We start from the raw sequence: 14,230 nt of genomic DNA on the forward strand, positions 1-14,230 counted from the left end.
GACTCGGAATGACCGACGGGAATGCCAGGTAAACGATTGCCGAAGCGACGGAATAGCGCACCCGAAGGGGCTGCCCCGCGTGGGTGATCCCTCAACACGTGGCAGAGAGCGCTCTTTCGCTGGCGCACAGTAACCCGGTAGGCGAGGCTCCCCACCTCGCCTACCGGTGTCGTGAGAGCGCTCTCTCAAAGTTAGCCCTCCGGGCCGGGCACTGTCAACAGAGATCCCCCACCGAACCACCACTCCCGCAAAGAAGATGGCAAGACATTGACAGCAGCCACCATCTCTGATGCTCTGACGCAACGCCCCCTTAATGTGCGCGAAACCTTCGGCGCACCGACCCGTCCCCGACCGGAGGCACCATGAACCTGTCCCTCCGCCACGTCGTACCCGACGACGGCGGCCATCCGGACACCCGGCCGCGACCGGCCCAGTCGACGCTGCGCCGCCGAGCGCTGGCAAGCGCCGCGACGGTGGCGCTCGTGGTCGGCGGGCTCACCTTCGCCGTACCCGGTGGCGCCGGCGCCGACCCGCTCGGTGCCGGCAGCTACGCCACCACCCGGCCCGCCGGCGCGGCCCCGCCCTCAGGCTGTGCCGACCTCTCCACCAACCCCCGGCGCTACGTCACCGCCAACGCCCCGGCCGGCGCGGTCCCCACCAACGACTGGTGGTCCTCGCTGCTCTTCAAGCGCCTCGACTGCGCCTACTCCGAGCCGCTGCACGCGCACCCGGCCTCGTACGACCCGGTCGCCGGCGGGCTCGGCGTCTCCTACACCACCACCGCCGGCATCTCCGGGTCACCGACCGGCCCCGGCGAATACCACTACACCTACAGCGCCGACTTCACCCTCGGCGTCACCGGACTGAACTCCCCCGCCGTCTTGGTCGACGGCTGGAGCGACTGGACCGTCACGCCGTACTGGTCGGACGGGACCCGGACCCTGAAGACGACCATCGGGCACGGGCTGCCCTTCGTCTACGCCCAGGCCACCGGCGGCAACGCCCAGCTCAGCCTGACCAGCGCGCCGACCGTCTGGTCCAACACCGCAGGGCGGCTCGGCTTCACCGTACGGGGACACGACTACGTCGCGTACGCGCCGACCGGGGCGACCTGGACGGTCAGCGGCAACACCGTCACCTCCACCCTGGCCGGGCGGGGCTACTTCTCCGTAGCGGTCCTGCCGACCACTCCGAGCAGCCCCGCCGCCGACCGGACCGCCCTGCTCGCCAGCTACGGCCAGTACGCCCACGCGCACGTCACCGGCACCCGCGTCTCCTGGGGCTTCAACCCCTCGACCAGCATGGTGACCGCCACGTACGCCTTCACCACCACCGCCCGCGAGGGCAGCGCCAGCGGCACCGTCGTCTCGCTCTATCCGCACCACTGGAAGAACCTCGGCGGCGGCACCCCGATCGGCCAGACCTACATCTCCCCCCGGGGCCCGATGAAGACGCTGGTCGGCGCGGCCTCGTTCAGCACCAACATCCGCTACCAGGGGGTGCTGCCCGAGATCCCCGCGGTCGCCACCTCCAGCGGCGCCGACCTCGCCACCCTTGGTGGTTACCTGGACCAGGTCGCGACCGGTGACCCGCTGGCCGGCTTCGGCAACGACACCTACTGGACCGGCAAGGGACTCGGCCGGGCCGCCCGGCTCGCCGAGATCGCCGACCAACTCGGCCGGACCGCCCAGCGGGACCTGCTGCTGAACGCCATCCGGAGCCGGCTCACCGACTGGTTCACCGCCACCCCGGGCAAGACCGCCCGGGTGTTCCACTACGACCAGGCCTGGGGCACGCTGGTCGGCTACCCCGCGTCGTACGGCTCCGACCTGGAACTGAACGACCACCACTTCCACTACGGCTACTACATCGCCGCCGCCGCCACGCTCGCCAAGTTCGACCCGACCTGGGCCACCACCAGCCAGTACGGCGGCATGGTCAACCTGCTGATCCGGGACGCGAACAGCCCCGACCGCAACGACCCGATGTTCCCGTTCCTGCGGGACTTCGACATCTTCGCCGGACACGACTGGGCCTCCGGGCACGGTTCGTTCATGGCCGGCAACAACCAGGAGTCCTCCTCGGAGGGGATGAACTTCGCCTCGGCCCTGATCCAGTGGGGCCTCGCCACCGGCAACACCGCCGTACGCGACGCCGGGCTGTTCATCTACACCACGCAGGCGCAGGCGATCCAGGAGTACTGGTTCGACTCCTCCGACAGCAACTTCCCGGCCGCCTTCGCCCACCGTACGGTCGGCATGGTCTGGGGCGACGGCGGCGCGTACGCCACCTGGTTCAGCGGTGAGCCGGAGATGATCCAGGGCATCAACATGCTGCCCGTCACCGGCGGCTCGAACTACCTCGGCTACAAGCCGGCGTACGTCACCACCAACTGGAACGAGCTGGTCACCAACAACGGCGGCCCACCGACGGTCTGGCAGGACGTGCTCTGGTCGTTCCGGGCGTTCGCGGACGGCGACGCCGCGCTGGCGAGTTTCCGGGCCAACCCGACCTACCCGATCGAGGAGGGTGAGAGCCGGGCGCACACGTTCCACTGGCTGCGCAACCTCGCCGCCCTCGGCCAGGTCGACACCACCGTCACCGCGAACACCCCGCTCTACGCCGTCTACACCAAGAACGGCGTACGGACGTACGTGGCGTCGAACATCACCCGTAACCCGATGACGGTGACCTTCTCCGACGGCCGCACCCTGGCCGTGGCCGCCGGCAAAACCGCCACCACCGGCGCCTTCACCTGGAGCGGCGGCAACGCCAACGGCGGCATCGGCAACCCCACCGCCACCCCGACCGTCAGTCCCACCCCGACGGCCACCCCGACGCCGACGGCCACTCCCACCCCGACGCCGACCGGCCCGGTGGTCCGGTCGAACCTGCTCTACGTCCGCTCCGCCGGGGCGCTCGCCGGTGCCGCCGGCACCGGCGCGACCACCACCACGATCACCGCCGCCAACGGCAACTGGGACGGCACCCCGCACAACCCGGTGGTGCACACCGTGTGCGGGCTGACCGGCCCGTACAACTCGGGTGCGACCGCGTTCGCGCTGCACGTCGACGCGGGCGGCGCCGTCGGTGCCGGGATCCAGGCGAGGGTCTCGTACGACTTCACCGGCTCGGGCAACTACAGCCGGGTGGAGACGTACCACTACTTCGCCACCGACCCGGTCGTCGGCACCGAGACGTACACCCAGGCGGCCGGGGTGAAGACCGCCACCGGTGGCTTCGCGGCGCTGGCGAACGGCTGCGTGAAACTGGAGGTCTGGAACGCGATCGGCAACGCCGCGACGACCGTACGGGTCAACGCGACCGCCGCCGAGGGCCGCCAGTCGACCGTCACCGTCCCGTTCACGATCACGTGACCGGCTGATCTTTCCCACGGAAGGGGGGGGTCCGTCCCCGACACGCGCGACGTGTCCGGCGGCGGGCCCCACCGCCGTCCGTGCGCCACGGCCAGCCGACAATGGCGGCTGTGACCGTCGCCCGTTCGCTGCTGTTGTTCCTGCTCGCCGCCGTCGCCGAGATCGGCGGGGCATGGCTGGTCTGGCAGGGCGTACGCGAACACCGGGGCCTGCTGTTCGTCGCCGCCGGAGTGCTGGCACTGGCCGGGTACGGCTTCGTCGCCGCCTTCCAACCGGACCCGAACTTCGGCCGGGTGCTGGCCGCGTACGGCGGATTCTTCGTCGCCGGGTCACTGGCCTGGGGTGTCATCGTCGACAGGTTCCGCCCGGACCGCTACGACCTCACCGGCGCCGCCGTCTGCCTGATCGGCGTCGCCATCATCATGTACGCCCCCCGCGGCTGAGGTGTAAGGAAGGGCCCCTTGTTATCGCTTTTTGTATAACAAGGGGCCCTTCCTAACGCCGCAGGCGTCTGGACGGGTACGCACTCGAGGAGTGAGCGGCGACGGGCTAGCCGCGTGGCTCCGGGACCAGGTAGGTCCAGGTCTCGACGGTACGGAAGCCGAGTGACTCGTACAGCGGCTGGGCGTGGGGAGTGGTGTGCAGGAACGCGGCCCGGGCCCCGGCGGCGAACCCGTCGCGCAGCACGGTCTCGCTGACCAGGCGGGCGAAGCCACGGCGGCGGAACGTCGGCGCAACGGTGATGTTGTAGACGCCGAACTGGTCACCGAGGTGGGTGCCGAGTCCGGTGCCGGCCGGCACACCGTCCCACTCGACCAGGTAACCGGTCATGCCGGGGGCGTCCAGCAGCGGTGCCGAGGCGAACTCGCCGATCGCCGGGCGGGGCAGCCCCAGCGCGGTGGCGATCAGGTTGCCGTAGACGTCGGCGTCCGCACCGGTCGTCGGGCGTACCCGGGCCCCGCTGGCCGGGACCGCGTGGGGCACCGGGCCGGCGCCCCGGGTCATCAGCGGGCTGTGCGCTCTGGCGGTCAGGCCGTAGCCGGCGGCGAGCCGGGCGAGTTCCGGGCCGGGCTCGCCCCGGACCTGGATCGACCAGGGCAGCTCTCCGCCGCGCATCTCGTCGGCGAAGGCCGCGACCTGCCGGAGGTCCGGATCGGTCCCCTCGATGAAGACGCCGTTGCCGGACGGGATCCGCACCCCGCTCACAAAACGGTGGACGCCACCGGCACCCTGCTGCGCGTGGGCGCCCGCAACGGCGTCGATCTTCGCGCGCATGGCCACGAACCACGCTGCCGCTGCGGCGTCCGCGCTGGTCGGATCGCTTGCGCCGACGTACGAGCTGTTCACCTCCGCAGGGTACGGGGGACATGTCGGTCGATGTCGGGCGGATGCCGCATCTCCCCTCCAGACATAGTCCGGCGTAAATTGTTACTCGATCCGTAACACGACGCCAGCTCGCCGGACGGGTCCGGCGAGGTCGATCCCCCGTCCCCGCGTCGCTCACCCCCGAAGGATCACCATGGGTGTCCGAAGAACCCCCACCACCGTCGCCACCGCCCTGCTCAGCACCGCTCTGCTGGTCGCCGCGCTCCTCGTCGGCACGGTGACCCGCCCCTCCGTACGGGCGACCGCGAGCCCGGCGAGTCCGGGCGCCAAGGACGTCATCGTCCACCTCTTCCAATGGCCCTGGGCCTCGATCGCCAACGAGTGCACCACCGTGCTCGGGCCGAAGGGTTTCGGCGGGGTGCAGGTCTCCCCGCCGCAGGAGCATGTCGTACTGCCCGGCCGGGGACACCCGTGGTGGCAGGACTACCAGCCGGTCAGCTACCAGTTGACCAGCCGCCGGGGAGACCGGGCCGGCTTCGCCAGCATGGTGCAGACCTGCCACAACGCCGGTGTGAAGATCTACGTCGACGCGGTGGTCAACCACATGGCCGGCGGGGCGTCGACCGGGTCCGGCAGCGGCGGCTCCGCGTACAGCCACTTCGGATATCCGGCGGTGCCGTACGGCAGCGGCGACTTCCACCACTGCGGACGCAACGGCAACGACGACATCGTCAACTGGAACGACCGTTGGGAGATCCAGAACTGCGAACTGGTGGACCTCTCCGACCTCAGGACCGAATCGGCGTACGTGCGCGGCAAGCTGGTCGCGTACCTCGATGACCTGGTCTCGCTCGGCGTGGACGGCTTCCGGGTCGACGCGGCCAAGCACCTGCCGGCGGCGGACCTGGCGGCGATCGTCGGGCCGGTCACCGGCGACCCCTACGTCTTCTCCGAGGTGATCGAGGGCGGCTCCGGCGAGCCGACCCCCGAGGAGTACGCGGGCATCGGCGACGTGACCGAGTTCCGGTACGGCGACGTGGTCGGCACCGCGTTCCGCGACGGCAACCTGGCCAACCTGAACAACCTCGCCTCGTCGATGCGGCTCGGCTCCGGTGACGCGGTGGCGTTCATCGACAACCACGACACCCAGCGCAACGGTCGGGCGAAGCTGACCTACCAGGACGGATCGTCGTACGCGCTGGCGGAGGCGTTCATGATCGCCTGGCCGTACGGGGTGCCGCAGGTGATGTCCGGCTTCACCTTCACCGATCCGGAGGCCGGCCCGCCGGCGAACGGCTCCGGCACCACCAGTGCGGTCAACTGCGCCAGCGGCTGGGCCTGCGAACACCGCTGGCGCACCACCACGAACATGGTCGGACTGCGCAACACCTCGGCCGGGGCGCCGGTCACCAACTGGTGGAGCAACGGCTCCCAGCAGATCGGCTTCGGTCGCGGCAACCTGGCGTACGTGGCGTTCAACCGCAGCGGCTCCGCCCTCAGCCGTACGTTCCAGAGCAGTCTGCCGGCGGGCACCTACTGCGACGTCATGTCCGGCGACCACTCCGCCGGCACCTGCACCGGGGCGCGGTACCAGGTGGATACCGCCGGCCGGTTCACCGCCACCGTGCCGGCGAACGGGGCACTGGCCCTGCACGTGAACGCGCGTACCGGCGCGACGTCGAGTCCGACCCGGACCAACACCCCGCCACCCGGCCTCTGCGCCGGTGTCACCACGGTCACCTTCGAGGTCAACGCGACCACCAGTTGGGGGCAGAACGTCTACGTCACCGGCAACACCGCCGCACTCGGCAACTGGGACCCGGCGAACGCGGTCCCGCTCTCCTCGGCGACGTACCCGGTCTGGCGGGCCTCGGTGAACCTGCCGCCGAGCGCGCCGGTGCAGTACAAGTACATCAAGAAGGACGGCGCCCAGGTTCTCTGGGAGAGCGACCCCAACCGCACCCGCAATCCCCCGACCTACGCCCCCTGCACCGGCACCTGGACCGACACCTGGCGCTGATCGGGGTGTAAGGAAGGGCCCCTTGTTAACGCATAGCGTTAACAAGGGGCCCTTCCTAACCGGTGGCGTCGAGCGTGTCGCGCAGTCGGGCACCAAGCGCCAGGTGCGCCGTACGCGCCTGCCGGAAGGCGTACGCGAACAGTGGTGCCGGCGCCGCCAGGGTGATCTGTACGTCGATCGTGGTCACCCCGTCCATGTCCGAGCGCAGCCGCGCGTGGTTGCGCAGGGTGGTGTTCGGCCACTGCCTCGCGACGGTCACCACCTCGTCCTCGGTCGCACTCAGCACGTCCGCCTGGTAGGTGGTCCGGAACCGTACCGGGCCCCAGGCGAGGCGGTCCGAGATGGTGTAGCTCCGCAACGCGCCAGGTCTCGGCGGCCGGGGCTGGACCCGGATGATCAGCGGGTGCAGGTCCGCCTGCGCGGCCAGGTCCGTGAGCAGCCGCACCGCCTCCCCCCGGCCGCACTTCGCCTGCACCGTGTACTGGAAGACATCCTGCTTCGTCACCGGGTCGCCTCCATGGGCTTGGGCCGACTCCTCCGTGGGTATCGATCAATACTCGCCGGCGGGCATCGATCGATGCCGGACAGTGGAACACGCGAACGACCCTCGCGACAGTCCCCGACCGGTACGGCGTTCAGTGGCCGAACCGGGCCCGTTGGTCAAGCGATGTTCGCGAATCGGCTACCTGCCGACCATCCGATAGGGAAAGTAGAAGGCATGAATGCCCACGTCATGGTCTTCGCGCCCGCTCCACAACTGACGGTCACCATCGATCAGACCAGCGACGAACCGGAGATCCACCTGCATCCGGGAGGCCAGGGGGTGTGGCAGGCGCGCATGATCACCTGCCTTGGCACCCGGGTGGTGCTCTGCGCCAGCCTGGGCGGCGAGATCGGCCAGGTGCTGGAACCACTGATGGCAAGCGAGGGGGTCGAGCTGAAGGTCGTGCACCGGGACTCCAGCAGCGGCGGCTACGTGCACGATCGGCGGAACGGCCGGCGGGACGAGATCGTCGACGTGCCCGGTCACCCGCTCACCCGGCACGAACTGGACGACCTCTACAACCTGACCCTCGGCGAAGGGCTGCGGGCGTCGGTCAGTGTGCTCAGCGGACCGGGCGACCCGTCGCTGGCGCCACCGGACGTCTACCGCCGCCTCGCCGCCGACCTGGGCGGTAACGGCAGCCGGGTGGTGGCGGACCTGTCCGGCGAGCACCTGCGCGCGGTGCTCGACAGCGGCGTCTCCTTCCTGAAGGTGAGCCACGAGGAGTTGCTCCGGGACGGCCTGGCCAGCTCCGACAGCAGTGAGGAGCTGACCCGGGTCCTCTACGAGTTGCACGCCACCGGCGCCGAGTCGGTGGTGGTGAGTCGAGCCGACGAACCGGCCCTGGCCCTGGTCAACGGCGAGGTGTACGAGGTGCACATGCCCCGTTTGCAGGTCGCCGACCCGCGTGGTGCCGGCGACTCGATGACCGCCGGGGTGGCGTCCGTACTCGCCGCTGGTGGCGACCTCCAGTTGGCGATCCGTACCGGGGCGGCGGCCGGCGCACTGAACGTGACCCGGCACGGGCTCGGGACCGGCCGACCGGACTCGATCGCCGGCCTGGTCGAGCGGGTCCGCCTGGCCCCGGTCGGAACGGCCCGGCAGGACCGGATGACGCCGGACGACCTTGCCGGACGGGCGACCACCGCATGACGGACCGGGTGCTGATCACAAACGACGACGGGATCGCCGCGCCGGGGATCCGCTGGCTGGCCCGGACCGTGGCCGACCAGGGGTACGACGTGGTGGTGGCGGCGCCGAACGAGGAGGCGAGCGGCACCAGCGCGGCGATGATCGCGGTGGAGCGGGAGGGCCGGGTGGTCGTCGAGGAGCATTCGGTCGAGGATCTCGACGGCATTCCCGCGTACGGGGTGGCCGGTTCGCCGGGTTTCATCACGCTGATCGCCCTTCACGGCGCGTTCGGACCGCCACCGACGCTGGTCCTCTCCGGGGTGAACCGGGGCGCGAACGTGGGGCGGGCGGTGCTGCACTCGGGCACGGTCGGGGCCGCCTTCACCGCCGCCGCGAACGGCTGTCACGCCATGGCGGTCTCGCTCGACGTACTCTCGGCGAGCCAGGGAACCGCCGGCAGTGGCGGTGCCGCGGTGGCCTCGTCGGGGCGGTTCGACGACGAGGCGCGACACTGGGTGACGGCGGCGCGGGTGGCGGTGGAGTTGCTGCCCCGGCTCACGTCGGGGCCACGATCGGCGGTACTCAACGTCAACTCGCCGGACCTGCCGTACGAGGAACTGCGCGGCGTACGAATGGGCTCGCTGGCCGGGTTCGGCCAGGTGCAGATGACGGTCGCCGAGTCCGGCCGGGGCTTTGTCCGGACCGCGCTGGAGGAGTCGAACGAGCCGGTGCGGCCCGGCACCGATGTGGCCTGGCTGGCCGACGGTTACGCCTCGGTCACCGCGGTGCGGGCGATCAGCGAGGCGACCGAGGTGGACCTCTCCGACCTGGCGGCGTTCGACCGGCGCTGATCCGGCACGCGCTGATCCGGGCACGCGCTGATCCGGGCACGGCTGAACGCGGGGGCGGTTGAACGCGGGGGCGGTTGCACTGCGGGGCGGCCCGGGATGCGTCACGGGCGGGAGCCTGGGTCCGTCACCGGCCGCGCTGGTCCCTGGCGGCCGGTGACGGTGGGTAGATCAACTCAGGCGCTGGGGAGCTGCGGTTCCGGTGCCGGTGCCGTTCCGGAGAAGTACGGTTCGGGGGCACCGAAGAGGCCGAGCAACCCGGTGACCCAGAGTTGCCGGTGGACAAACCGGCTCGGTTCGGTGACGACCAGCTTCACACCGCTGACCTCGGCGGTCTGGAAACCAGCGACCATGGCGCTGATTCCCACCGAGTCGATGAAGCTGACCAGTCGCATGTTGAGCTCGATCCGGGGCGGTCGCCCCTTGGCGAGCAGGCCGACAATTGCTTCGCGCACCTCGTACGCGGTGTCGACGTCGATCTCGCCGCGTGGGGCGATCTCCACGACTCCACCAGGCAGGATCGACTTTGCGATCGACAGGCTCACGCGAGCACCTCCACTCGCCCAGATCTGGGCGCTTCATCAGTACGCGGGCCGCGACCGAGAGTATTCCTCGGATGGCCTCGGTCGCCACCCCTCCGGCTGGGCAATCTATGCGGCCGGTCCGACAAAACGGTCCCTATCCGGTCATTCGACAGCATATGTTCTCACAATTCAGGATGCCAGCCGCAGCACCGTCCGGCCATCAGGGTATCCCCCGATTCGGCAGGGGCGGCGCCGGCGCGGGCGGGTGCGACGTACGACTCCTGCCCGGGTGCCCGGTTCCTGCCCCTACCCCACCCGCCACCAGCCATAACCCGCCCCGGCGCGTCGCCCTCCCCCCGGCGCGTCGCCGCACCCCAACAGAAGGAAGGGCCCCTTGTTAACGCTATAGCGTTAACAAGGGGCCCTTCCTTCGCCGAGGCCGGCTGGACGGGGGGACCTAGAGTCGGGGGCTCGGTTGGTACGCGCGCACACCGAGAGAGGACTCACCATGCTCAAGCGGTTGCTCGGCCTGGCTGGCGTCGGTGCCCTGCTCGCCCTCGTGTTGGCCTGCGGATTCGGATCCGGGGGCGATGACGACGACGATGACGACGACGATTTCGCCCGTGGTACGTCGATTGTCCTGATCCGCTAAACCCGTCATACGGCAAACTCCGCCCCCGACCCGACACTGCCGCCACTCTGGTACATGACAGCGGGTTTGCCGCCGAACCTGTCCGGGCACCTCGGAGGCACAACGGAAACCGCGCCGAACAGATGGCTCTGTCCGAAGTGCCCGCTGCTTTCGGCATCCGAGGAGGTACCACGATGTTCGGAACCAACCTGGTGGCGCATCGGAGCAAGCCGGAGAAGATCACCGATCAAGCGTGGGCGCACCTACAGTCCACGTTCGGTTCCGCCGGCGACAGCGTCCGGGACGCCGCGCGGCACACCGCCCACTCCGCCCGGCGGGGCACCGTACACCTCGCCGACGGAGCCAGTAACCGGGTCAGTTCGGTGAAGGACGAGGCGTGGCGACGTGCCACGGCCGCCTCCGCCGCGCTGGCCGGACGCCGACCGGGACTGCCCTGGCTCTGGATCATCGGCGCCGCCGGTATCGGCGCCGCCCTCGGCTGGGCCGCCGGATCGGCGGCCCGAGCGATGATCGCCCGCGAGGGCGACGAGCCGGGTACGTCCGAAGGCGTGGAGTTCGTCGAGCTGAGCCCCCCGCCGAACGCCAGCGTACGGATGAACTGAACCACCCGCTCCGGTCGGGCAGTCCGGCCGGGCAGCTGACGACCGTGTGGTTGTCGCCCACCAGCTCCAACGGTGGGTGACAACCACACGGTCATGTCCCGGGTCGGATCAGCTTCGCCTGCCGACGCCGACCGGACCGGAGTCGGATCAGCTACGGGTGGCAGCCGACCGGGTTCGGCACCCCGTTGGTGCCGGTGTGGCTGGCCAGGAATCCGAACGTCGTGGTCGCGTTCGGGGCCAGCACACCGTTGTAGGCAACGTTGCGGACGGTCACGCTCGTCCCGCTCTGGGTGTGCGTACCGCCCCAGCTCTGGGTCAGGGTCTGCCCGTTGGGGAAGTTCCAGTTGACCGTCCAGCCGGTGGTCGGGCTGGTGCCGGTGTTGTGCACCGTCACCTCACCCTGGAAACCGCCCTGCCACGATCCGGTCACCCGGTAGGTGGCCGAGCAGCCGCCGACCGGCCCGGTGGTCGGTGGTCCGGTGGTCGGCGGGCTGGTCGTCGGCGGCGTGGTGGGTGGCGTCGTCGGTGGGGTGGTCGGCGGCCGGGTGGTCGGCGTTGTCGTGGGCGGGTTCGTCGGGTCGCCCAGCCGGTCCGCCACCAGGATTCCCCGACCGTTGGTGCCGAGGTAGACCCGGCCGTACACCCTCGGGTCACCGGTGATCGCCTCACCCGCGTTGCCGTACTGGTGCTGGTCGTCGTTGATCCGCACCCAGACCCCGCCGCCATTGTCGGAGCGGTACACCCCCGCCTTGCCGTCCACCGTGGCGTACGCGAACAGCGCCGGGTACGTCTGTCCCGGTGCCGCCCGCCCGAAGCCGATGTTCACCGCACCGGTCACGTTCGACAACTTGGTGAAGCTCGCGCCGGAGTTCGTCGAGTGCCAGATGCCGGTGCCGCCGGTGCTGTCCCCGCCGGCCAGCCAGATGTCCCCCTCGATCCCGGGTACGGCCTTGAAGTGCACGTTGCCGCTGCTCGGCAACCCGGTCGCGGCGCTCGCGGTGAAACTGGCGCCACCGTTGGTGCTGACGTAGAACCGGCCGCCGTGCAACGCGTAGAACCTGCTCGGGTTGACCCGGTCGGACTCGACCTTCGCGTTCGCCGGTACGCCGGCCGACGGTGTCCACGAGTTGCCGTACCCGACGGAGTGGACGACCTGCTGACCGGAGTCGCCGGGCGCCCAGACGAAGCGGCTGCCGTTCGCCGCCGCGGCGACCGTACCGCCGCTGTTGATCCCCGCCGGTTCCTGGGCCTGGAACCAGTTCGCCCCACCGTCGGTGGAGAAGGCGACATGGCTGTCGTTCGGCCGTTCGGAGTCGGTGAAGTTGCCCGCCCGGACCATGATCGAGGGATTCGACTCGGCGAAGTCGAGACTGGTGGTGCTGGTCATGTTCGGCTGGGTGAACATCATCGCCGGTACCGCGTCGAGACTCGTGTGCCGGAAACCGCCGATGTCGCCGAGCGCGCTGACCAGCGGAGCGCCGGTCGGCGGGCTGATCAGGTCGAGCACCGCCGTCTCCTCCAGCCCCCGGACCATCGGCCGGATGGTGAGCTGACCGCCGGTGTCCCAGTTCCTGAGGTTGGTGGTGCCGTAGATGGTGGCGCCGGTGCCGTACATCATCCGGTTGCCGTCGAACGGGTCGATCTCCAGCGACTCGTTCATCCAGCCCAGCTTCGGTGACTCCTCCGGTGGGGCCGGGGTCGCCCCGAAACTCAGCCACGGCACCGAGCTGATGTCCATGGTGTAGCGCTTGGTTCGGTTGGGATAGCTGCCGAAGTCCCAGATCCGGGTCCAGGTCGCGCCCCCGTCGGTGCTCCGCCAGAAAATCGCGTCCGGCCACCAGGAGATCTGGGTGGCGACCATGATGATGTTCGGGTTCTGCCGGTCGATCGTCAGCCCGCTGTAGCCGAAGTAGGTGTCGGCGCTGCTCGACGGCATCGGGCTGATCTGCGTCCAGGCCCCCGTCGCCCGGTTGAACTTCCAGACGTCGCCCTTGCCCCCGTCGTACGGGCCGCCGGTGTCGCTGGTGGCGATGTAGAGGTAGCCGCCGACGTGGTCGACCACACCCTTGTGTGCCAGGTAACCGGTCGGCTGGCCGGTGATCCGTTCCCAGGACGTGCCACCGTTGGTGCTGCGGTAGACCGGGTTCTGCTTGTCCGCCACCCCGACGTAGATGGTCTGGGTGAGGTTGCCGGGGGTTCCGCTGCTGCGGTCGAAGCTGACCCAGGTCACGCCCTGGTTGCCGGTGAGGTAGCCGTTGGGGTCGTTGGGGTCCTGGGCGTAGTTGCCGGGGTTCGGGAAGTTGGTCACCCTGGCCCAGGTGACGCCGTAGTCGGTGCTGCGCCAGAGGCCGTTGCCGCCCTCGGCGCCGTAGTAGAGGGTGCTGTTCCGGTTCGGGTCGACGGCGAGCCGCTCGCCCTGGCCACGGCCGGGCATGTTTCCGCCGACCTTGAACGGCAGCACGCTCGCCTGCCAGGTCGCGCCCTTGTCGGTGGAGCGGAGGATGGCGCCGGGGTTCGGGTCCCAACTGTTGGTGTACATGCCGACGGCGGCGTAGACCCGGTTGGTCTGGACCGGGTCGGTGGCGAGACTGAGCACACCGTTCCAGCCCCAGCGGTCCCAGCCCACCCAGTCCAGCAGTGGGGTCCACGACTGGCTGCCCTGCTCCCATCGGTAGGCGCCGCCGATGTCGGTCCGGGCGTAGATCAGGTTGCGTTCGGTGGGGTTGAAGACGATGCCGGGCACGAAGCCGCCACCGTCGATCCGGACGTTCTTCCAGGCGTACGGCTCGGACGCGGCGGCCACCGCTGGCGACGCGGATGGGCTGACGGCGACCTGGGCCAGCACGGCCACCGCGCCGGCGACGACGACCGCCGCGAGCGTGCTGGCGAGACTTCTACGCATGTACGGCTCCCTCTGAGCGCTTGCGCTGTTGCTGGGGACGGAGAACCGCCGTGCACGCCGATGGGACGGGGAGCGAACCGATGGGGGGAGGCAGAGCGCATCGACCGCCGCGCCGGCGCGTGCACGAGCGAGGAAAGGGATGTGGTGCGGAGCTGCCCAAGCTCTCGCACCGGGCACGACGGCTCCCGCACCGGTCTCGTGCAGACACTCACACACCCGGGTCAGCACTGTCAATAGTTGGGTATTTAAACTAACGAATGATCAAATAGAAGTTGATCCTGTTACTGTCCCGAGGACGACACCA

At 69.9% G+C, this 14,230-nt stretch carries 11 protein-coding genes; 7 read left to right on the top strand and 4 right to left on the bottom strand.

What is annotated here, in order from left to right; translation table 11 throughout:
• Positions 1–362 precede the first annotated feature (362 nt).
• Both BDK92_RS08785 and BDK92_RS08790 read left to right on the top strand, forming a co-directional pair.
• Positions 363–3,377 (top strand): glycosyl hydrolase, encoded by a 3,015-nt coding sequence (locus BDK92_RS08785; protein WP_121156270.1) that lies wholly within the window; start codon positions 363–365, stop codon positions 3,375–3,377.
• Positions 3,378–3,487: 110 nt separating this feature from the next.
• Positions 3,488–3,820, top strand: coding sequence for a YnfA family protein (locus BDK92_RS08790; protein ID WP_121156271.1), 333 nt, complete (start codon positions 3,488–3,490; stop codon positions 3,818–3,820).
• A gap of 106 nt (positions 3,821–3,926) precedes the next feature.
• Here the strand turns inward: BDK92_RS08790 and BDK92_RS08795 are convergent, their stop codons facing one another.
• Entirely contained in the window at positions 3,927–4,724 is a 798-nt protein-coding gene (locus BDK92_RS08795; RefSeq protein ID WP_121156272.1) for a GNAT family N-acetyltransferase, read from the bottom strand.
• Positions 4,725–4,896: 172 nt separating this feature from the next.
• Here BDK92_RS08795 and BDK92_RS08800 point away from each other — a divergent pair, with 172 nt between their 5' ends.
• Positions 4,897–6,723, top strand: coding sequence for a carbohydrate-binding module family 20 domain-containing protein (locus tag BDK92_RS08800; protein ID WP_121156273.1), 1,827 nt, complete (start codon positions 4,897–4,899; stop codon positions 6,721–6,723).
• 55 nt (positions 6,724–6,778) lie between these two features.
• Here the strand turns inward: BDK92_RS08800 and BDK92_RS08805 are convergent, their stop codons facing one another.
• Complete coding sequence (locus BDK92_RS08805) at positions 6,779–7,228, bottom strand: SRPBCC family protein (protein WP_121156274.1); 450 nt, start codon at positions 7,226–7,228, stop codon at positions 6,779–6,781.
• 213 nt (positions 7,229–7,441) lie between these two features.
• Here BDK92_RS08805 and BDK92_RS08810 point away from each other — a divergent pair, with 213 nt between their 5' ends.
• Entirely contained in the window at positions 7,442–8,419 is a 978-nt protein-coding gene (locus BDK92_RS08810; protein ID WP_211349144.1) for a 1-phosphofructokinase family hexose kinase, read from the top strand.
• A gap of 8 nt (positions 8,420–8,427) precedes the next feature.
• Positions 8,428–9,249, top strand: coding sequence for a 5'/3'-nucleotidase SurE (surE, locus tag BDK92_RS08815; RefSeq protein WP_342775811.1), 822 nt, complete (start codon positions 8,428–8,430; stop codon positions 9,247–9,249).
• 173 nt (positions 9,250–9,422) lie between these two features.
• On the opposite strand, the gene BDK92_RS08820 is transcribed toward surE, so the two are convergent.
• Entirely contained in the window at positions 9,423–9,791 is a 369-nt protein-coding gene (locus BDK92_RS08820; protein WP_121156277.1) for an STAS domain-containing protein, read from the bottom strand.
• Between the two features lie 487 nt (positions 9,792–10,278).
• Between BDK92_RS08820 and BDK92_RS38890 the strand changes: the two genes are divergently transcribed.
• Entirely contained in the window at positions 10,279–10,422 is a 144-nt protein-coding gene (locus BDK92_RS38890; protein WP_170208527.1) for a hypothetical protein, read from the top strand.
• A gap of 173 nt (positions 10,423–10,595) precedes the next feature.
• Entirely contained in the window at positions 10,596–11,024 is a 429-nt protein-coding gene (locus BDK92_RS08825) for a hypothetical protein (RefSeq protein ID WP_121156278.1), read from the top strand.
• A gap of 151 nt (positions 11,025–11,175) precedes the next feature.
• On the opposite strand, the gene BDK92_RS08830 is transcribed toward BDK92_RS08825, so the two are convergent.
• The gene (locus tag BDK92_RS08830) at positions 11,176–13,926 is read right to left on the bottom strand and encodes a cellulose-binding domain-containing protein (protein WP_121156279.1); all 2,751 of its coding nucleotides are present in this window, start codon (positions 13,924–13,926) and stop codon (positions 11,176–11,178) included.
• Positions 13,927–14,230 lie beyond the last annotated feature (304 nt).

This window comes from Micromonospora pisi (assembly GCF_003633685.1).
GTDB lineage: Bacteria > Actinomycetota > Actinomycetes > Mycobacteriales > Micromonosporaceae > Micromonospora_G > Micromonospora_G pisi.